A 20,814-nucleotide genomic window follows, 5' to 3' on the forward strand; every position below is an offset into this window, starting at 1 on the left:
CCTTGCCTAAAGGGCTGGATTAGCCTTGTTTTTTAACGAGAGCTTCGACGATGTTCGACGGAGCTTCGGCGTACTTGGAAAACTCCATGGAGTAGCTCGCGCGACCCTGGGACATGGAGCGAACATCGGTCGCATAACCGAACATTTCACCCAGCGGCACTTCAGCGCGGATGACCTTGCCGGAGACCGAGTCTTCCATACCCTGGATCAGACCACGACGACGGTTCAGGTCACCCATCACGTCACCCATGTAGTCTTCAGGGGTTACTACTTCAACCTTCATGATCGGCTCAAGCACGACGCCCTTGCCCTTCTCACGCAGCTGCTTGGTCGCCATGGAGGCAGCCACCTTGAACGCCATCTCGTTAGAGTCGACGTCATGGTAGGAACCATCGAACACGGTAGCCTTCAGGCCGATCAGCGGATAGCCGGCAACAACGCCGTTCTTCATCTGCTCTTCGATACCCTTCTGGATAGCCGGGATGTATTCCTTAGGAACCACACCACCGACGACCTCGTTGGCAAACACCAGACCTTCAGTGATATTGCCTTTTTCATCCACTTCAGCCGGAGCGAAGCGAATCCAGCAATGGCCGAACTGGCCACGGCCACCGGACTGACGAACGAACTTGCCTTCGATCTCGCAGCCAACGGTGATCTTCTCGCGGTACGAAACCTGCGGCTTGCCGATGTTGGCCTCGACGTTGAACTCGCGCTTCATGCGGTCAACGAGGATGTCCAGGTGCAGCTCACCCATACCGGAGATAATGGTCTGGCCGGTTTCTTCGTCGGTCTTGACGCGGAACGACGGGTCTTCCTGGGCCAGCTTGCCCAGTGCGATACCCATCTTCTCCTGGTCAGCCTTGGTTTTCGGCTCTACAGCAACCGAAATTACCGGCTCAGGGAAGTCCATACGCTCGAGGATGATCGGCTTGTCGATATCGCACAGGGTGTCACCGGTGGTGACGTCCTTCATACCGATCAGAGCAGCGATGTCGCCCGCACGTACTTCCTTGATTTCGTCACGCTGGTTGGCGTGCATCTGCACCATACGACCAACGCGCTCTTTCTTGCCTTTTACCGAGTTGATGACGGAGTCACCGGAGCTCAGGAAGCCGGAGTAGACGCGAACGAAGGTCAGAGTACCCACGAATGGGTCGGTAGCGATCTTGAACGCCAGAGCCGAGAACGGCTCGTTGTCGTCCGCATGACGCTCGTCGACGATTTCGTTGTCGTCAGTGCTGTCCGGATGAACGCCCTTGATCGCAGGGATCTCGGTCGGAGCCGGCAGATAGTCGATAACGGCGTCGAGAACCAGCGGAACGCCCTTGTTCTTGAACGAGGAACCGCAGACCGCAGGAACGATCTCGCTCGCCAGGGTACGGGCGCGCAGACCAGCCTTGATCTCTTCGACGGTCAAGTCACCTTCTTCAAGGTACTTGTTCATCAGCTCTTCGTTGGCCTCGGCAGCTGCCTCGACCATGTTGTTGCGCCACTCGTTGGCCAGCTCGACCATATCGGCAGGAATCTCTTCCTCGCGATAGGTGGTGCCCTTGTCGTCGTCGTTCCAGTAGATGGCTTTCATCTTGATCAGGTCGACCTGACCCTGGAAGTTATCTTCAGAACCGATCGCCAGCTGAACAGGAACCGGGGTGTGACCCAGGCGGTTCTTGATCTGACCGACAACGCGCAGGAAGTTGGCACCGGCACGGTCCATCTTGTTCACGTAGACAACACGTGGAACACCGTACTTGTTGGCCTGACGCCATACGGTTTCGGACTGAGGCTCAACACCGGAAGTACCGCAGAACACAACGACAGCGCCGTCGAGTACGCGCAGCGAACGCTCTACTTCGATGGTGAAGTCTACGTGGCCGGGGGTGTCGATCACGTTCACACGATAGTTATCGTACTGACCGCGCGAGCCTTTCCAGAAAGTGGTTACGGCAGCGGAGGTAATGGTAATACCCCGCTCCTGCTCCTGCACCATCCAGTCGGTGGTCGCAGCGCCGTCATGAACCTCACCCATCTTGTGGCTGAGGCCTGTGTAGAACAGGATCCGCTCGGTAGTGGTGGTCTTGCCCGCGTCAACGTGGGCACAGATACCAATGTTACGGTAGCGGTTGATTGCAGTAGTACGAGCCATAAAGCCCTCGCAAAATTAGTGACGCTAAAATTAGAAGCGGTAGTGCGAGAAAGCCTTGTTGGCTTCAGCCATACGGTGCACGTCTTCACGCTTCTTAACTGCAGCACCTTTACCTTCGGCAGCGTCCAGCAGTTCGCCAGCCAAACGCAGAGCCATGGACTTCTCGCCGCGCTTGCGGGCGAAGTCTACCAACCAACGCATTGCCAGAGCATTACGGCGCGAAGGACGAACTTCTACCGGAACCTGGTAAGTAGCACCACCAACGCGGCGCGACTTCACTTCGACCAGCGGAGCGATGGCGTCGAGTGCTTTTTCGAAGAGTTCCAGGGGATCGGTACCGGCCTTGCGTGCCTTCACGGTATCCAGAGCACCGTAAACGATACGCTCGGCAACGGCCTTCTTGCCGCTTTCCATTACGTGGTTCATGAACTTGGCGAGAATCTGCGATCCGTACTTAGGATCGTCGAGAATCTCACGTTTGGCTGCTACGCGACGTCTTGGCATGATAAGCCCTCAAACGGTCTTCAGGTTAGCTCGGGACAACACACCCAAGGGTGCTCATGCCCGACCTTACTCTTATCGACTCAATAAAATTAGAAACTGCAAACGACCAATTACTTCGGACGCTTGGTACCGTACTTCGAACGACCCTGGTTACGGCCTTTAACGCCGGAGGTATCCAGAGAGCCGCGAACGGTGTGGTAACGAACACCTGGCAAGTCTTTTACACGACCGCCACGGATCAGAACCACGCTGTGCTCTTGCAGGTTGTGGCCTTCACCACCGATGTACGAGGAAACCTCGAAACCGTTGGTCAGACGCACACGGCATACTTTACGCAGTGCCGAGTTAGGTTTTTTCGGCGTAGTGGTGTACACACGGGTGCACACGCCACGACGTTGCGGGCAGTTCTGCAGCGCAGGAACGTCGGATTTCTCGACGATACGCTTACGCGGCTGACGTACCAGCTGGTTGATAGTTGCCATCTACTAGCTCCACTGTTGTCTTGCGACGCTATTGTCGACAAGAAAGCAAAATGACAGGAACGGATCCCCGCCAAATTTAGGGGTACAAGAGTCTAAAGAGGATCTTGTCCCCAGTCAAGACGAGGCCCCGGCCTCCTCTCCCCGCTCATCGTGACGAAAAACGTCACGCCAGGCGGGAAGAGGCTACCAGGGCCTCACTCTGTTACTACCGCAGAACTCAGTTACCGCTCGAGTTCAGCGCTTCGGTCAGTGCAGCTTCCACTTCACTGGCGCTTACGCGCAGCGGTTTGTCCAGATCACGGCGACGCTTGCGCTCGCTGTGGTAGGCCAGACCGGTACCGGCCGGGATCAGACGACCCACGACCACGTTTTCCTTCAGGCCGCGCAGGTAGTCGCGCTTGCCGGTAACGGCCGCTTCGGTCAGTACGCGGGTAGTCTCCTGGAAGGAGGCCGCGGAGATGAACGACTCGGTCGACAACGACGCCTTGGTGATACCCAGCAACACACGAGTGAACTTGGAAATGAACTTGTCTTCCGTGGCCAGGCGCTCGTTTTCCACGAGTACCTGGGTCAGTTCCATCTGGTCACCCTTGATGAAGCTGGAGTCGCCCGATTCGGTGATCTCAACCTTGCGCAGCATCTGACGCAGAATCGTCTCGATGTGCTTGTCGTTGATCTTCACGCCTTGCAGGCGGTAAACGTCCTGGATCTCGTTGACGATGTACTTGGCCAGCGCGCTCACACCCAGCAGACGCAGGATGTCGTGCGGATCGCTAGGACCGTCGGAGATAACTTCGCCGCGGTTGACCTGTTCACCTTCGAAGACGTTCAGGTGGCGCCACTTCGGAATCAGCTCTTCGTACGGATCGCTACCGTCGTTCGGAGTGATGACCAGACGACGCTTGCCCTTGGTCTCTTTACCGAACGCGATGGTACCGCTGACTTCGGCCAGGATCGACGCCTCTTTCGGACGACGGGCTTCGAACAGGTCGGCAACACGCGGCAGACCACCGGTGATGTCACGGGTCTTCGAAGTTTCCTGCGGAATACGAGCGATAACGTCACCGATCGCGATCCGCGCACCGTCCGCCACACCGACCAGGGCGTTGGCTGGCAGGAAGTACTGAGCGATAACGTCAGTGCCTGGCAGCAACAGGTCCTTGCCGTTGTCGTCGACCATCTTCACCGCAGGACGCATGTCCTTACCGGCTGCAGGACGATCCTTGACGTCGAGTACTTCAATGTTGGTCATACCGGTCAATTCGTCGGTCTGACGCTTGATCGTGATGCCTTCTTCCATGCCCACGTAGGTCACGGTACCTTTCATTTCGGTAACGATCGGGTGAGTGTGCGGGTCCCACTTGGCCACGATGGCACCAGCGTCGACCTTGTCGCCTTCCTTCACCGAAATCACCGCACCGTACGGCAGCTTGTAGCGCTCGCGCTCACGACCGAAGTCGTCGGCAATCGCCAGCTCACCGGAACGGGATACCGCCACCAGGTGACCGTCGACACGCTCCACGTGCTTCAGGTTGTGCAGACGAACGGTACCGCCGTTCTTCACCTGGACGCTGTCGGCAGCCGAGGTCCGGCTCGCCGCACCACCGATGTGGAACGTACGCATGGTCAGCTGGGTACCCGGCTCACCGATGGACTGGGCAGCGATAACGCCGACCGCTTCACCGATGTTCACCAGGTGGCCACGAGCCAGGTCGCGACCGTAGCACTTGGCGCAGATGCCGTAGCGGGTTTCGCAACTGATCGGCGAACGCACGACCACTTCGTCGATGCTGTTCAGCTCGATGAACTCGACCCACTTCTCGTCAACCAGGGTGCCGGCTGGGACGATAACGTCCTCGGTGCCCGGCTTGAAGACGTCACGGGCGATCACTCGACCCAGAACGCGTTCACCCAACGGCTCGACCACGTCACCGCCTTCAATGTGCGGCGTCATGACCAGGCCCTGCTCGGTGCCACAGTCAACCTCGGTCACGACCAGGTCCTGTGCAACGTCAACCAGACGACGAGTCAGGTAACCGGAGTTCGCGGTTTTCAACGCGGTATCCGCCAGACCCTTACGAGCACCGTGAGTCGAGATGAAGTACTGGAGTACGCTCAGACCTTCACGGAAGTTCGCCGTGATCGGCGTTTCGATGATGGAACCGTCCGGCTTGGCCATCAGGCCACGCATACCGGCCAGCTGACGGATCTGTGCTGCGGAACCCCGCGCACCCGAGTCAGCCATCATGTACATCGAGTTGAAGGATTCCTGGTCGACGGTTTCACCGTGACGGTCGACAACCTTTTCTTTCGAGAGGTTGGCCATCATCGCCTTGGAAACTTCGTCGTTCGCCTTGGACCACAAGTCGATGACCTTGTTGTACTTCTCGCCCTGGGTTACCAGGCCGGAGGCGTACTGGCTCTCGATCTCCTTCACTTCGTCGGTGGCAGCACCGATGATGCGGGCTTTCTCATCCGGGATAACGAAGTCGTTAACACCGATGGAAACGCCGGAGATGGTCGAGTAGGCAAAACCGGTGTACATCAGCTGGTCAGCGAAGATCACGGTCTCTTTCAGACCCACCACGCGATAGCACTGGTTGATCAGCTTGGAGATCGCCTTTTTCTTCATCGGCAGGTTGACGACGTCGAACGACAGGCCTTTCGGAACCACCTGGAACAGCAGCGCACGGCCGACAGTGGTGTCGACGATACGGGTGTTCTGGACGCTGTTGCCGTCACGGTCGTTCACGGTTTCGGTGATACGGACCTTGATCTTGGCGTGCAGCGCGGCTTCGCCGGCGCGGAATACGCGGTCGACTTCCTGCAGGTCGGCGAACACGCGACCTTCACCCTTGGCGTTGATCGCTTCACGGGTCATGTAGTACAGACCCAGTACCACGTCCTGCGACGGAACGATGATCGGCTCACCGTTGGCTGGCGACAGAATGTTGTTGGTCGACATCATCAGCGCGCGCGCTTCCAGCTGGGCTTCCAGCGTCAGCGGCACGTGCACGGCCATCTGGTCACCGTCGAAGTCGGCGTTGTACGCAGCACAGACCAGAGGGTGCAGCTGGATAGCCTTACCTTCGATCAGTACCGGTTCAAAGGCCTGGATACCCAGACGGTGAAGGGTCGGTGCACGGTTGAGCAGTACGGGGTGTTCGCGAATCACTTCGGCGAGAACGTCCCAGACCTCTGGCAGTTCGCGCTCGACCATCTTCTTGGCAGCCTTGATGGTGGTCGCCAGACCACGCATTTCCAGCTTGCCGAAAATGAACGGCTTGAACAGTTCGAGGGCCATCTTCTTCGGCAGACCGCACTGGTGCAGACGCAGGGTCGGACCTACGGTAATTACCGAACGGCCGGAGTAGTCAACGCGCTTGCCGAGCAGGTTCTGACGGAAACGACCCTGTTTACCCTTGATCATGTCGGCCAGGGATTTCAGAGGACGCTTGTTCGAACCGGTGATAGCGCGACCGCGACGACCGTTGTCCAGCAGGGCGTCAACGGCTTCCTGCAGCATGCGCTTTTCGTTGCGCACGATGATGTCAGGCGCGGACAGATCCAGCAGGCGCTTGAGACGGTTGTTACGGTTGATCACCCGACGATACAGATCGTTGAGGTCGGAAGTCGCGAAGCGACCGCCATCCAGTGGCACCAGTGGACGCAGGTCTGGCGGCAGAACCGGCAGAACGGTCAACACCATCCACTCTGGCAGGTTGCCGGAGCCCTGGAAGGCCTCCATCAACTTCAGACGCTTGGACAGCTTCTTGATCTTGGTTTCCGAGTTGGTTTGCGGAATCTCTTCGCGCAGACGGCCAATCTCGTGCTCCAGGTCGATCGCGTGCAGCAGCTCGCGGACAGCCTCGGCACCCATGCGGGCGTCGAAGTCGTCACCGAACTCTTCGAGGGCTTCGAAGTACTGCTCGTCGTTCAGCAGTTGGCCTTTTTCCAGGGTGGTCATGCCCGGGTCGATAACGACATAGCTCTCGAAATAGAGAACGCGCTCGATATCACGCAGGGTCATGTCCATCAGCAGGCCGATACGGGACGGCAGGGACTTCAGGAACCAGATGTGGGCAACCGGCGAAGCCAGTTCGATGTGCGCCATGCGCTCACGACGAACCTTGGCCAGAGCGACTTCCACGCCGCACTTCTCGCAGATCACTCCACGATGTTTCAAGCGCTTGTACTTACCGCACAGACACTCGTAATCCTTGACCGGGCCAAAGATCTTGGCGCAGAACAGGCCGTCACGCTCAGGTTTGAACGTACGGTAGTTGATGGTTTCCGGCTTTTTAACTTCACCGAACGACCACGAACGGATCATCTCAGGCGAGGCCAATCCGATACGGATGGCGTCGAACTCTTCGACTTGACCCTGGTTTTTCAGCAAATTCAGTAGGTCTTTCAAGGCCTTTCCTCCTGGCGGAGCAGAGAGCGGGCTGATACAGCCCCGCTCTCGATCGCGTCACGTGTTATTCGGTTTCCAGATCGATATCGATGCCGAGGGAACGAATTTCCTTGATCAACACGTTGAAGGACTCGGGCATGCCCGGCTCCATACGGTGATCGCCGTCCACGATGTTCTTGTACATCTTGGTCCGACCGTTCACATCGTCCGACTTCACTGTGAGCATTTCCTGCAGAGTGTAGGCAGCACCGTATGCTTCCAGTGCCCAGACCTCCATCTCCCCGAAACGCTGACCACCGAACTGCGCCTTACCACCCAGCGGCTGCTGGGTAACCAGGCTGTACGAACCGGTAGAACGAGCGTGCATCTTGTCGTCTACCAAGTGGTTCAGTTTGAGCATGTACATGTAGCCAACGGTAACCGGACGCTCGAACTTGTTGCCGGTACGGCCGTCGAACAGCTGCATCTGGCCGCTTTCTGGCAGGTCAGCCAGTTTCAGCATGGCCTTGATTTCAACTTCCTTGGCACCGTCGAACACCGGGGTGGCCATAGGTACGCCGCCCTTGAGGTTCTTCGCCAGGTCCAGGATTTCCTGGTCGGAGAAGCTGTCCAGCTCTTCGTTGCGACCGCCGATCTCGTTGTAGATCTCGTGCAGGAACTTGCGCAGGTCAGCGACCTTGCGCTGCTCTTCGAGCATGCGGTTGATCTTCTCGCCCAGGCCCTTGGCCGCGAGGCCCAGGTGGGTTTCGAGGATCTGACCGACGTTCATACGCGAAGGTACGCCCAGCGGGTTGAGAACCACGTCGACCGGAGTACCGTTGGCGTCGTGCGGCATGTCTTCGACCGGCATGATCACGGAGACCACACCCTTGTTACCGTGACGACCGGCCATCTTGTCGCCCGGCTGGATGCGACGACGGATTGCCAGGTAGACCTTGACGATCTTCAGTACGCCCGGAGCCAGGTCATCGCCCTGCTGCAGCTTGCGCTTCTTGTCTTCGAACTTGTCGTCCAGCAGACGGCGGCGATCGACGATGTAGGCCTGGGCCTTCTCGAGCTGCTCGTTCAGAGCGTCTTCGGTCATGCGCAGCTTGAACCACTGGCCGTGCTCGAGACCGTCGAGAACCTCGTTGGTGATCTCCTGGCCTTTCTTCAGGCCAGCGCCGCCTTCGACGGTGTGACCGACCAGAGCGGAACGCAGACGTTCGAAGGTCGCGCCTTCAACGATACGGAACTCCTCGTTGAGGTCCTTGCGGATCTCGTCGAGCTGGCTCTTCTCGATGGACAGGGCACGGCTGTCACGCTCGACGCCATCACGGGTGAAGACCTGTACGTCGATGACGGTACCCTTGGTGCCGGTCGGCACGCGCAGGGAGGTGTCCTTAACGTCGCTGGCCTTCTCACCGAAGATCGCGCGCAGCAGTTTTTCTTCCGGAGTCAGCTGGGTCTCGCCTTTCGGAGTGACCTTGCCCACCAGGATGTCGCCCGGGCCGACTTCGGCGCCGACGTAGACGATACCGGCCTCGTCCAGCTTGTTCAGCGCAGCCTCACCCACGTTCGGGATGTCCGCGGTGATTTCTTCTGGGCCGAGCTTGGTGTCACGGGCCACACAGGTCAGTTCCTGGATGTGGATCGTGGTGAAGCGGTCTTCCTGAACAACGCGTTCCGACAGGCAGATGGAGTCTTCGAAGTTGAAGCCGTTCCACGCCATGAAGGCGATGCGCATGTTCTGGCCCAGGGCCAGTTCACCCATGTCGGTGGACGGACCGTCGGCCATGATGTCGCTGCGCTGAACGCGATCACCCTTGCTCACCAGCGGACGCTGGTTGATGCAGGTGTTCTGGTTCGAGCGGGTGTATTTGGTCAGGTTGTAGATGTCGACACCGGCTTCGCCTGGTTCGACTTCGTCATCGGCAACACGAACCACGATACGGCTGGCATCGACGGAGTCGATCACGCCGCCACGACGAGCCACGACGCACACGCCGGAGTCACGGGCCACGTTGCGCTCCATGCCGGTACCGACCAGCGGCTTGTCGGCACGCAGGGTAGGTACGGCCTGACGCTGCATGTTCGACCCCATCAACGCACGGTTGGCGTCGTCGTGCTCGAGGAACGGAATCAGCGACGCAGCGACCGAAACGACCTGCTTCGGCGAAACGTCCATCAGGGTGACGTCTTCCGGCGCCTTGACGGTGAATTCGTTCAGGTGACGAACGGCTACCAGCTCATCGACCAGCACTTTCTGCTCGTTCATGGTCGCCGAAGCCTGCGCGATCACGTGATCGGCTTCCTCGATGGCGGACAGGAACACGATGTCGTCGGTGACCACACCCTCTTTCACCACACGGTACGGGCTTTCCAGGAAGCCGTACTGGTTGGTGCGGGCATAGGCCGCCAGGGAGTTGATCAGACCGATGTTCGGACCTTCAGGGGTTTCGATCGGGCATACGCGACCGTAGTGGGTCGGGTGTACGTCACGAACTTCGAAGCCCGCGCGCTCACGGGTCAGACCACCTGGGCCGAGTGCGGAAACACGGCGCTTGTGGGTGATCTCGGAGAGCGGGTTGTTCTGGTCCATGAACTGCGACAGCTGGCTGGAACCGAAGAACTCTTTCACCGCCGCTGCCACTGGCTTAGCGTTGATCAGGTCCTGCGGCATCAAGCCTTCGCTTTCGGCCATCGACAGGCGTTCCTTGACCGCGCGCTCTACACGCACCAGGCCAACGCGGAACTGGTTCTCGGCCATCTCGCCGACGCAGCGGACGCGACGGTTACCCAGGTGGTCGATGTCGTCGACGATGCCCTTGCCGTTACGGATGTCGACCAGGGTCTTGAGAACCTCGACGATATCTTCCTTGCACAGCACGCCCGAACCTTCGATCTCGGTACGACCGATACGACGGTTGAACTTCATGCGGCCGACGGCGGACAGGTCGTAACGCTCGGCGCTGAAGAACAGGTTGTTGAACAGGGTCTCGGCGGCATCCTTGGTTGGCGGCTCGCCAGGACGCATCATGCGATAGATCTCGACCAGCGCTTCCAGTTGGTTGCTGGTGGAGTCGATCTTCAGGGTATCGGAGATGAACGGACCGCAGTCGATATCGTTGGTGTACAACGTTTCGATGCGAACGACCTGGGCCTTGGCCATCTTGGCCAGCAGCTCGGTGCTCAGCTCGGTGTTGCATTCAGCCAGGATTTCACCGGTGGCCGGGTGCACGATAGCCTTGGCGGTAGTACGGCCGATGACGTAGTCCAGCGGTACTTCCAACTCTTTGACACCGGCTTTTTCCAGCTGGTTGATGTGACGAGCGGTGATACGACGACCCTGCTCGACAATAACCTTGCCGTTGCCATCCTGGATGTCGAGGACAGCGATCTCACCACGCAGGCGCTGAGGCACCAGTTCCAGGCTCAGGCTCTCGCCCTTAACGTGGAATACGTTGGTGGTGTAGAAGGCGTCGAGGACTTCTTCGGTGCTGTAGCCCAGCGCGCGCAGCAGCACGGAAGCTGGCAGCTTGCGACGACGGTCGATACGGACGAACACGCAGTCTTTCGGGTCGAACTCGAAGTCCAGCCACGAACCGCGGTAAGGAATGATACGAGCCGAGTACAGCAGTTTGCCGGAGCTGTGCGTCTTGCCGCGGTCGTGGTCGAAGAACACGCCCGGGGAACGGTGCAGCTGGGAAACGATTACGCGCTCGGTACCGTTGATAACGAAGGTACCGTTCTCAGTCATCAGGGGGATTTCACCCATGTAGACTTCTTGCTCTTTGATGTCCTTGATCGCTTTGTTCGACGATTCTTTGTCGAAAATGATCAGGCGCACTTTCACCCGCAGCGGAACCGCGTAGGTCACACCGCGCAATACGCATTCCTTGACGTCAAAGGCCGGTTCGCCCAAACGATAGCCAACGTACTCCAGAGCAGCGTTGCCGGAGTAGCTGATGATCGGGAAAACGGATTTGAAGGCCGCATGCAGACCGACGTCACGGAACTGGTCCTTGGTCGCGCCCGCCTGCAAGAATTCGCGATACGAATCCAGCTGGATAGCCAGGAGGTACGGTACGTCCATGACGTCCGGCAACTTGCTAAAGTCCTTGCGGATACGTTTTTTCTCAGTATATGAGTAAGCCATCAGCGTTCCCCAGCTTGGTCACCTGCTTGTTTGGCCTCTCCCGACGGGAGCAGCCAGAAAATCTTGCAGACCCCTTGGTCTGCGCCACCGCCTCGGGTGGGTGAAGCACGTTAGAGGCGCCGGCCGAGCCGGCCGCCAATAACGGAAAAAGGCCGGTGGCAAAAGCCACCAGCCATCAGCCTTTCGCTTAACGCTTGGGCCGGAGACGCAAGGTCTGAGCTTACTTGAGCTCGACTTTGGCGCCTGCTTCTTCCAGCTTCTTCTTGGCGTCTTCAGCAGCTTCTTTCGAAACGCCTTCAGCAACGACCTGAGGAGCGCCGTCAACTTTCTCTTTGGCTTCTTTCAGGCCCAGACCGGTCAGTTCACGAACAGCCTTGATGACGTTGACTTTCTTGTCGCCAGCTTCAACCAGGACAACGTTGAACTCGGTTTGCTCTTCAGCAGCAGCGGCAGCAACAGCTGGGCCAGCGGCAACAGCGGCAGCAGCGGTAACGCCGAAGGTTTCTTCCATCGCTTTGATCAGCTCAACGATTTCCACTACGGATTTCTGGCCGATCGCTTCGATGATTTGTTCGTTAGTCAGAGACATGACTCAATTCCTGAATTGGGGGACAGCCTGCAAGGCCATCGAAATAAACAAAAATACGCGAGAGATGAAACGCTCAGCCTCAGGCTGCAGCAGCTTCCTTCTGGTCGCGAATTGCCGCCAGAGTACGAGCCAGCTTGCTGGTAGCGCCTTGGATCACGCTCATCAGCTGTGCGATTGCTTCGTCGCGGGTCGGCAGAGTTGCCAGTACGTCGATCTGATTGGCTGCGAGGAACTTGCCCTCGAACGCAGCTGCCTTGATCTCGAACTTGTCCTGACCCTTGGCGAACTCTTTGAAGATACGGGCAGCAGCGCCCGGATGTTCGTTGGAGAACGCGATCAGGGTCGGGCCGGTGAACACGTCGTTGAGGACACTGTATTGAGTGTCGGCAACGGCGCGCTTGAGCAGGGTGTTACGTACGACACGTACGTATACGCCAGCTTCACGAGCCTCTTTACGGAGTCCGGTCATTGCGCCTACTGTTACGCCACGGGCATCAGCCACGACAGCGGACAGAGCGACTTTGGCAGCCTCGTTGACTTCAGCGACGATGGCCTTCTTGTCTTCGAGATTAATTGCCACGGGTTTAACTCCTGCTTGTTACCGTTTCACCAGGCCAGAGCCTGATGTCGTTTTGGTGTCTGATTCGGTAAGGAACCGGGAGCACCATCTGCGTAGGCTTGAGGTTTAAGGCTTGCGCCGCCTACGGTCTTGGATAGCCCCCGCCAGGCAGGGACCCCAATTTTTCAATGGGTGCAATCGCTTGCACCCACGCGTGTCTTACGCGTCGAGCGAGCTTTGGTCGATGACCAGACCTGGGCCCATGGTGGTGCTCAGGGTAACGCGCTTGACGTAGATACCTTTCGCGGAAGCCGGCTTGATACGCTTCAGGTCAGCGATCAGGGCTTCAACGTTTTCCTTCAGCTTGACGGCGTCGAAGCCGATCTTGCCAACGGAAGTGTGAATGATACCGTTCTTGTCGGTGCGGTAGCGAACCTGACCGGCCTTGGCGTTCTTGACGGCGGAAGCGACGTCAGGAGTTACGGTACCGACTTTCGGGTTAGGCATCAGGCCACGTGGACCCAGAACCTGACCCAGCTGACCTACAACGCGCATTGCATCCGGGGAAGCAATGACTACGTCGTAGTTCAGGTCGCCGCCTTTCATTTCGGCAGCCAGGTCGTCCATACCAACGCGGTCGGCGCCGGCAGCCAGAGCAGCTTCAGCAGCTGGGCCCTGGGTGAACACGGCAACGCGAACGGTTTTGCCAGTGCCGTGTGGCAGCACGGTAGCGCTACGTACGACCTGGTCGGATTTACGTGGGTCAACGCCCAGGTTTACAGCAACGTCAAAGGACTCGCTGAACTTGACAGTCGACAGCTCGGTCAGCAGAGCAGCGGCGTCTACAAAGCTGTAGGCCTTGCCTGCTTCGATTTTGCCGGCAATAGCCTTTTGGCGCTTGGTCAGCTTAGCCATTACACACCCTCCACGTTAAGGCCCATGCTACGAGCAGAACCGGCGATGGTACGCACGGCTGCATCCAGGTCAGCTGCAGTCAGATCAGCGTTTTTGGTTTTCGCGATCTCTTCCAGCTGAGCACGGGTAACGGTGCCAACCTTAACGGTGTTCGGACGAGCGGAACCGCTGGTCAGGCCGGCGGCCTTTTTCAGCAGAACCGAAGCCGGGGTGGACTTGGTTTCGAAAGTGAAGCTGCGGTCACTGTAGACAGTGATGATCACTGGAGTCGGCAGACCCGCTTCCTGACCCTGGGTACGGGCGTTGAAAGCCTTGCAGAATTCCATGATGTTCACACCGTGTTGACCCAGTGCTGGACCAACGGGTGGGCTTGGGTTGGCCTGGCCGGCCTTAACTTGCAGCTTGATGTAAGCCTGAATCTTCTTAGCCATGAGCTACTCCAAAATCGGGTACGAACGCCAGTTGGCTCCCCGGATGACTTGCGTTTTATCCCAGTGACGACAAAACCCCACAGCCTAAGACTGTGGGGTTGGGATGCTTGCCCAGCTAGACCTTCTCGACCTGGCTGAACTCCAGCTCCACCGGAGTAGAGCGACCGAAAATGAGCACTGCGACCTGGATCCGGCTCTTTTCGTAGTTGACCTCTTCGACCGTACCGTTGAAATCTGCGAACGGACCGTCGGTAACACGTACCACCTCGCCCGGCTCGAACAGAGTCTTCGGCTTCGGCTTGTCGCTGCCGTCAGCGACACGACGCAGAATGGCCTCGGCCTCTTTGTCGGTGATCGGCGCAGGCTTATCGGCGGTACCGCCGATGAAACCCATTACCCGAGGAGTATCCTTGACCAAGTGCCAAGTACCCTCGTTCATGTCCATCTGTACCAGGACGTAGCCAGGGAAGAACTTGCGCTCGCTCTTGCGCTTCTGGCCATTACGCATTTCCACTACTTCTTCAGTAGGGACCAGAATTTCGCCGAAGCCATCTTCCATGCCTGCCAGCTTTACTCGCTCGATCAACGAGCGCATGACATGCTTCTCGTAACCGGAGTAAGCATGCACAACGTACCAACGCTTAGCCACGGGACACCCTTAGCCAACAATCAAGGAAACAATCCAGCCGAGCAGGGAGTCGAGACCCCACAGCAACAGCGCCATAACCAGAACAACAGCCACTACAATCAGAGTGGTCTGAGTGGTTTCCTGGCGAGTCGGCCATACGACTTTACGGATCTCGGTGCGGGCTTCCTTGACCAGTACGAAGAACGACTTGCCCTTGGCGGTCTGCAGGCCCACATAGGCAGCAACAGCAGCAATGACAAGCAGAGCGAGTACACGGTACAGGACCGGCGAACCAGCATAGTACTGATTGCCGACAACCCCAACCACCACCAGAGCGACTACGACGAGCCACTTGAGAAGATCTAAGCGAGAGCCTTGGGCTTCAGTGTTGGAGGTCATCTACAGGATCCTGTGAAAAGAAAGCCAGACACATCGAGTGAATCTGGCAGGTCAGGAGGGAATCGAACCCCCAACCTACGGTTTTGGAGACCGTCGCTCTGCCAATTGAGCTACTGACCTAAAACTTGAATCAGGCCGACCATTATGCCGACCAGACAGAGACATTGCAACAACTACAACCACTTAAAACAAAGGCGGATATTTGCATATCCGCCTTGTCTGTATGGAGCTCTTGAGCGGACTTGAACCGCTGACCTCACCCTTACCAAGGGTGTGCTCTACCAACTGAGCTACAAGAGCGAAACACTTTGCAAAACCAGCAAAACTTGGAGCGGGTAGCGGGAATCGAACCCGCATCATCAGCTTGGAAGGCTGAGGTTCTACCACTAAACTATACCCGCGGAGCCTGCTGCTTCCGCTGAAATTATGGTGGAGGGAGAAGGATTCGAACCTTCGAAGTCTGAGACGTCAGATTTACAGTCTGATCCCTTTGGCCGCTCGGGAACCCCTCCAATGTGAGGCGCATTCTACATCATGCTGAACCTCTGTCAAGCAATTTCTCATTTAAAATTATGAGGTTAGTTGCATTGACGCTGCTCCGTAGCTAATCCCTCAAGAGGTCTTCGCTGCGGAGCGGGCGCCATTCTATGCAAACTATTCGACACCTGCAATACCCTCGCACAACATTATTTTATGTTTTAACTCATTGAATTCCTTAGCAAGATTCTGCAGCTGCGCATCATCCAGCAAACGCCGGCTCTCGGGCGCGACACGGACCCAGTATCCAGAGGAATCGGGAACATTCACGCGCTGCACGCGCGCCTTGATATCCATGCCTTGCAGACGCTGCAGAATCGACTGGGCGACCTCCTGGCGCTGCACGCCACCCAGGTACAGACATTCGGACTCGTTTTCCTGATCCCTTGCCGCTGTTTTACGAGCGCCCGCGTTATCCGACTCGCTCAGCAGCTGGATGTCCTGGTGGGCACTGCGGTAGAGCGACAGAGGGGCTACCTCCTTCGCCTTCAGGGGAGCCTCCTGCTGGTGCCAGACGTAATAGACACCATTGAGCACCAACAACAGCAGAAACAACCAACGCATAGAGACCTCAACTCAACGGGCAGGCTATCGCCAGGCCGACAAATACCAGGTCCGGAACCCAACGGGCGCCAGGCACCATCTCGTGAATCAGGGCCGCGTCACCGCCCGTGAGGAACACCTTGAATTCCTCCCCCCAGTACTCCCGAGCCTGCTGCAACTGAGTCAGGATAAATCCGCGCAACATCAGCAGACAGCCACGCTCGACCGCCTCGACGGTCTCCCGCCCGGGAACCAGACTGGTCAGCGCACGTTCGGCCGCTACATCATCGTAGCGAATCCGTCGAGTATGAGTACGCAGCTGGTTACGCATCAACTGCATTCCCGGACAAATGAAGCCTCCGAGATGCGAACCATCCGCGGCAATGAAATCGGCCGTGACCGCAGTACCGAGATCCAGCACCAGGCACGGCCCGCCGGCCAGCCGGAAGGCACCCAGCATCGCAAGCCAGCGATCAAGGCCCAGCCGCTCGTGCTCTCTGTAACCATTGCGCACCCCCGCCATCTCTTCGGCAGGTCGTGCACACGCCACTTCGACATCGAAGGCATTGGCAAGCGCCGCAACCAGGCGCCAGGTCTCCTCTTCGGTACGCACGCTGACCAGGCGACACCAGGCCAGGGTCAACCCGGGCTCTTCGCGCAGGCGCTGCAGCAACGCCAGGTCGGAGTCGACAACACCGCCGGCCACTACGTCCCGGCAACTCGTCCGGATAATGCGCCACTTGATGAAGCTGTTACCGCAATCGAGCTCAAGAATCATCACGCAACCTCAGGCTGAGCTCGCCACCACTGAAGACCTTCTCGACCCCGTCAACCCTCAGGCGTAGCGCCCCCTGCTGGTCAATCCCCAGCACGATGCCATTGATGCTGTTGACGCCGGCGACCAGGGAGACCTCCCGCCCCTGCCAGAGGTGATTGCGCTCCCACTCCGCCTGTATGGCGGCAAAACCCGCCTCACGATGCAGCTCCAGGTATTCCTGGAGCTTTTTACTCAGGGAAGACACCAGTTGATTGCGATCCAACGTGCGCCCCATCTCAGCACGCACGGACGTCCATGGCTGATCGATCGACTCGGCGACCTGCATATTGACGTTGATACCGATACCCAGCACCACGTGGCAGACATCCGCCGGATCACCGACCAACTCCAACAGGATACCGGCAATCTTCTTGCGCCCAACCAGGACGTCGTTTGGCCACTTCAGCCCTACTTCCGCAAGCCCGTGCTCACGCAGGGCGTGCAGGACTGCCAGCCCCACCACAAGACTCAGGCCTTCCAGCTGGCGCATGCCGCCATCGATCCGGAGCAGCAGGCTGTAATAGATGTTCTCCGCGAATGGACTGACCCATTGGCGCCCGCGGCGACCGCGACCGGAGGTCTGCCGCTCGGCGACAACGATGAACGGCGCAGGAACACCCTGCTCGACCAGCCGTAGCGCCTCGGCATTGGTCGAATCAATGGAATCGTAGAGGCGTACAGGCCAGAGGGAAGAAGACCCGGCGGCGACGATCGCCTGCTCATCGAGCAGGATCAGGGGAGAAGCCAACTGGTAGCCGCGGCCACGAACCTTGTGGATCGACAGCCCGAGCTCGGCCTCCAGTTGCTGAAGCTGCTTCCAGACGGCACTGCGACTGACGCCCAACGCGGCCCCAAGTGCCTCCCCGGAATGAAACCGGCCGTCTTTCAGGAGTTTTAACAAGGTCAGCATGCAGATCTCGCCTCACAATGAGGCACGCATGATAGCCATGAGCTGGTTCATTGCATAGAAAACATGGGCATCAGGGCAGATACGACAACAAGAGAAAGAGGAAAATAGGGGCAGGCTGGCGAAGCGATTCAGGGCGCAGAAAAGACAAAACCCCTACCTGCCTGCGCAGATAGGGGTTTTGGAATTTAATCTTGACGATGACCTACTCTCACATGGGGAAACCCCACACTACCATCGGCGATGCATCGTTTCACTTCTGAGTTCGGGATGGGATCAGGTGGTTCCAATGCTCTATGGTCGTCAAGAAATTCGGTAGCCGGCTCGTTGCCTGGGCAACGCTCCAGCGAATCGGGTACGTGACAGTCTTTGGTGTTTTGTGCGTGGCAAACTTTCGGTTCACTTCGTCTTCATACACCGCAATCTGCTCATTCGACGCAAATTGCTTGGGTGTTATATGGTCAAGCCTCACGGGCAATTAGTATGGGTTAGCTCAACGCCTCACAGCGCTTACACACCCCACCTATCAACGTCGTAGTCTTCGACGGCCCTTCAGGGAACTCAAGGTTCCAGTGAGATCTCATCTTGAGGCAAGTTTCCCGCTTAGATGCTTTCAGCGGTTATCTTTTCCGAACATAGCTACCCGGCAATGCCACTGGCGTGACAACCGGAACACCAGAGGTTCGTCCACTCCGGTCCTCTCGTACTAGGAGCAGCCCCTCTCAAATCTCAAACGTCCACGGCAGATAGGGACCGAACTGTCTCACGACGTTCTAAACCCAGCTCGCGTACCACTTTAAATGGCGAACAGCCATACCCTTGGGACCGGCTTCAGCCCCAGGATGTGATGAGCCGACATCGAGGTGCCAAACACCGCCGTCGATATGAACTCTTGGGCGGTATCAGCCTGTTATCCCCGGAGTACCTTTTATCCGTTGAGCGATGGCCCTTCCATACAGAACCACCGGATCACTAAGACCTACTTTCGTACCTGCTCGACGTGTCTGTCTCGCAGTCAAGCGCGCTTTTGCCTTTATACTCTGCGACCGATTTCCGACCGGTCTGAGCGCACCTTCGTACTCCTCCGTTACTCTTTAGGAGGAGACCGCCCCAGTCAAACTACCCACCATACACTGTCCTCGATCCGGATAACGGACCTGAGTTAGAACCTCAAAGTTGCCAGGGTGGTATTTCAAGAATGGCTCCACGCAAACTGGCGTTCACGCTTCAAAGCCTCCCACCTATCCTACACAAGCAAATTCAAAGTCCAGTGCAAAGCTATAGTAAAGGTTCACGGGGTCTTTCCGTCTAGCCGCGGATACACTGCATCTTCACAGCGATTTCAATTTCACTGAGTCTCGGGTGGAGACAGCGCCGCCATCGTTACGCCATTCGTGCAGGTCGGAACTTACCCGACAAGGAATTTCGCTACCTTAGGACCGTTATAGTTACGGCCGCCGTTTACCGGGGCTTCGATCAAGAGCTTCGCTTTCGCTAACCCCATCAATTAACCTTCCGGCACCGGGCAGGCGTCACACCCTATACGTCCACTTTCGTGTTTGCAGAGTGCTGTGTTTTTAATAAACAGTCGCAGCGGCCTGGTATCTTCGACCGGCATGGGCTTACGGAGCAAGTCCTTCACCCTCACCGGCGCACCTTCTCCCGAAGTTACGGTGCCATTTTGCCTAGTTCCTTCACCCGAGTTCTCTCAAGCGCCTTGGTATTCTCTACCTAACCACCTGTGTCGGTTTGGGGTACGGTTCCTGGTTATCTGAAGCTTAGAAGCTTTTCTTGGAAGCATGGCATCAACCACTTCGCGTCCTAAAGGACACTCGTCATCAGCTCTCGGCCTTAAGATCCCGGATTTACCTAAGATCTCAGCCTACCACCTTAAACTTGGACAACCAACGCCAAGCTGGCCTAGCCTTCTCCGTCCCTCCATCGCAATAACCAGAAGTACAGGAATATTAACCTGTTTTCCATCGACTACGCTTTTCAGCCTCGCCTTAGGGACCGACTAACCCTGCGTCGATTAACGTTGCGCAGGAAACCTTGGTCTTTCGGCGTGGGTGTTTTTCACACCCATTGTCGTTACTCATGTCAGCATTCGCACTTCTGATACCTCCAGCAAGCTTCTCAACTCACCTTCACAGGCTTACAGAACGCTCCTCTACCGCGTCACTTGCGTGACACCCGTAGCTTCGGTGCATGGTTTGAGCCCCGTTACATCTTCCGCGCAGGCCGACTCGACTAGTGAGCTATTACGCTTTCTTTAAAGGATGGCTGCTTCTAAGCCAACCTCCTAGCTGTCTAAGCCTTCCCACATCGTTTCCCACTTAACCATGACTTTGGGACCTTAGCTGACGGTCTGGGTTGTTTCCCTTTTCACGACGGACGTTAGCACCCGCCGTGTGTCTCCCACGCTCGGCACTTCCAGGTATTCGGAGTTTGCATCGGTTTGGTAAGTCGGGATGACCCCCTAGCCGAAACAGTGCTCTACCCCCTGGAGTGATACGTGAGGCGCTACCTAAATAGCTTTCGAGGAGAACCAGCTATCTCCGAGCTTGATTAGCCTTTCACTCCGATCCACAGGTCATCCGCTAACTTTTCAACGGTAGTCGGTTCGGTCCTCCAGTCAGTGTTACCTAACCTTCAACCTGCCCATGGATAGATCGCCCGGTTTCGGGTCTATACCCAGCGACTAAACGCCCTATTAAGACTCGCTTTCGCTACGCCTCCCCTATTCGGTTAAGCTCGCCACTGAATATAAGTCGCTGACCCATTATACAAAAGGTACGCAGT

The 20,814-nt window shown here is 57.4% G+C and carries 14 protein-coding genes, 4 tRNA genes and 2 rRNA genes (1 of these 20 cut by a window edge); all 20 read right to left on the reverse strand.

Annotated features, from left to right (window positions below; all coding sequences use genetic code 11):
• Positions 1 to 19: 19 nt before the first annotated feature.
• Positions 20 to 2,146 carry an elongation factor G gene (gene fusA, locus ACMGT0_RS28515; protein ID WP_054059485.1) on the reverse strand — a complete coding sequence of 709 codons (2,127 nt, stop codon included), beginning with the start codon at positions 2,144 to 2,146 and terminating at the stop codon, positions 20 to 22.
• 30 nt (positions 2,147 to 2,176) lie between these two features.
• Positions 2,177 to 2,650: a 30S ribosomal protein S7 gene (gene rpsG / locus ACMGT0_RS28520; RefSeq protein WP_007970418.1), complete on the reverse strand. Its 474-nt coding sequence runs from the start codon at positions 2,648 to 2,650 to the stop codon at positions 2,177 to 2,179.
• Positions 2,651 to 2,760: 110 nt separating this feature from the next.
• Entirely contained in the window at positions 2,761 to 3,132 is a 372-nt protein-coding gene (gene rpsL, locus ACMGT0_RS28525) for a 30S ribosomal protein S12 (protein WP_003186084.1), read from the reverse strand.
• 217 nt (positions 3,133 to 3,349) lie between these two features.
• Positions 3,350 to 7,549 (reverse strand): DNA-directed RNA polymerase subunit beta', encoded by a 4,200-nt coding sequence (rpoC, locus tag ACMGT0_RS28530; protein ID WP_054059486.1) that lies wholly within the window; start codon positions 7,547 to 7,549, stop codon positions 3,350 to 3,352.
• A 64-nt stretch (positions 7,550 to 7,613) separates the two neighbouring features.
• Positions 7,614 to 11,687 (reverse strand): DNA-directed RNA polymerase subunit beta, encoded by a 4,074-nt coding sequence (gene rpoB, locus ACMGT0_RS28535; RefSeq protein WP_026144791.1) that lies wholly within the window; start codon positions 11,685 to 11,687, stop codon positions 7,614 to 7,616.
• Between the two features lie 220 nt (positions 11,688 to 11,907).
• Complete coding sequence (gene rplL, locus ACMGT0_RS28540) at positions 11,908 to 12,276, reverse strand: 50S ribosomal protein L7/L12 (RefSeq protein WP_017901526.1); 369 nt, start codon at positions 12,274 to 12,276, stop codon at positions 11,908 to 11,910.
• A 79-nt stretch (positions 12,277 to 12,355) separates the two neighbouring features.
• The gene (gene rplJ / locus ACMGT0_RS28545) at positions 12,356 to 12,856 is read right to left on the reverse strand and encodes a 50S ribosomal protein L10 (RefSeq protein ID WP_017901525.1); all 501 of its coding nucleotides are present in this window, start codon (positions 12,854 to 12,856) and stop codon (positions 12,356 to 12,358) included.
• A 198-nt stretch (positions 12,857 to 13,054) separates the two neighbouring features.
• On the reverse strand, positions 13,055 to 13,750 hold the full coding sequence (gene rplA, locus ACMGT0_RS28550; protein WP_017901524.1) for a 50S ribosomal protein L1: 696 nt from the start codon (positions 13,748 to 13,750) through the stop codon (positions 13,055 to 13,057).
• Entirely contained in the window at positions 13,750 to 14,181 is a 432-nt protein-coding gene (gene rplK, locus ACMGT0_RS28555) for a 50S ribosomal protein L11 (RefSeq protein WP_017901523.1), read from the reverse strand. Before rplK ends, rplA begins: the two co-directional genes overlap by 1 nt.
• A 115-nt stretch (positions 14,182 to 14,296) precedes the next feature.
• Positions 14,297 to 14,830, reverse strand: coding sequence for a transcription termination/antitermination protein NusG (gene nusG, locus ACMGT0_RS28560; RefSeq protein WP_010443972.1), 534 nt, complete (start codon positions 14,828 to 14,830; stop codon positions 14,297 to 14,299).
• A gap of 9 nt (positions 14,831 to 14,839) precedes the next feature.
• Positions 14,840 to 15,208: a preprotein translocase subunit SecE gene (gene secE / locus ACMGT0_RS28565; RefSeq protein ID WP_054059487.1), complete on the reverse strand. Its 369-nt coding sequence runs from the start codon at positions 15,206 to 15,208 to the stop codon at positions 14,840 to 14,842.
• A 44-nt stretch (positions 15,209 to 15,252) separates the two neighbouring features.
• Positions 15,253 to 15,328: transfer RNA gene (locus tag ACMGT0_RS28570), tRNA-Trp, on the reverse strand.
• Between the two features lie 104 nt (positions 15,329 to 15,432).
• Positions 15,433 to 15,508 (reverse strand) — tRNA-Thr (locus tag ACMGT0_RS28575).
• A 27-nt stretch (positions 15,509 to 15,535) separates the two neighbouring features.
• Positions 15,536 to 15,609 (reverse strand) — tRNA-Gly (locus tag ACMGT0_RS28580).
• Positions 15,610 to 15,635: 26 nt separating this feature from the next.
• Positions 15,636 to 15,720, reverse strand: a tRNA-Tyr gene (locus ACMGT0_RS28585).
• Between the two features lie 142 nt (positions 15,721 to 15,862).
• Positions 15,863 to 16,309 carry an SPOR domain-containing protein gene (locus ACMGT0_RS28590; protein WP_054059488.1) on the reverse strand — a complete coding sequence of 149 codons (447 nt, stop codon included), beginning with the start codon at positions 16,307 to 16,309 and terminating at the stop codon, positions 15,863 to 15,865.
• Between the two features lie 7 nt (positions 16,310 to 16,316).
• Positions 16,317 to 17,066 (reverse strand): pantothenate kinase, encoded by a 750-nt coding sequence (locus ACMGT0_RS28595; RefSeq protein WP_054059489.1) that lies wholly within the window; start codon positions 17,064 to 17,066, stop codon positions 16,317 to 16,319.
• Positions 17,056 to 18,015: a bifunctional biotin--[acetyl-CoA-carboxylase] ligase/biotin operon repressor BirA gene (gene birA / locus ACMGT0_RS28600; protein WP_054059490.1), complete on the reverse strand. Its 960-nt coding sequence runs from the start codon at positions 18,013 to 18,015 to the stop codon at positions 17,056 to 17,058. The genes ACMGT0_RS28595 and birA overlap by 11 nt, the downstream gene beginning before the upstream one ends.
• A gap of 189 nt (positions 18,016 to 18,204) precedes the next feature.
• A 5S ribosomal RNA gene (rrf, locus tag ACMGT0_RS28605) occupies positions 18,205 to 18,320 on the reverse strand.
• A 149-nt stretch (positions 18,321 to 18,469) separates the two neighbouring features.
• A 23S ribosomal RNA gene (locus ACMGT0_RS28610) occupies positions 18,470 to 20,814 on the reverse strand (it continues 546 nt past the right edge of the window).

The sequence above is a fragment of the Pseudomonas sp. RHF3.3-3 genome (assembly GCF_048069595.1).
In the GTDB taxonomy this organism is placed as follows: Bacteria; Pseudomonadota; Gammaproteobacteria; order Pseudomonadales; family Pseudomonadaceae; genus Aquipseudomonas; species Aquipseudomonas fuscovaginae_B.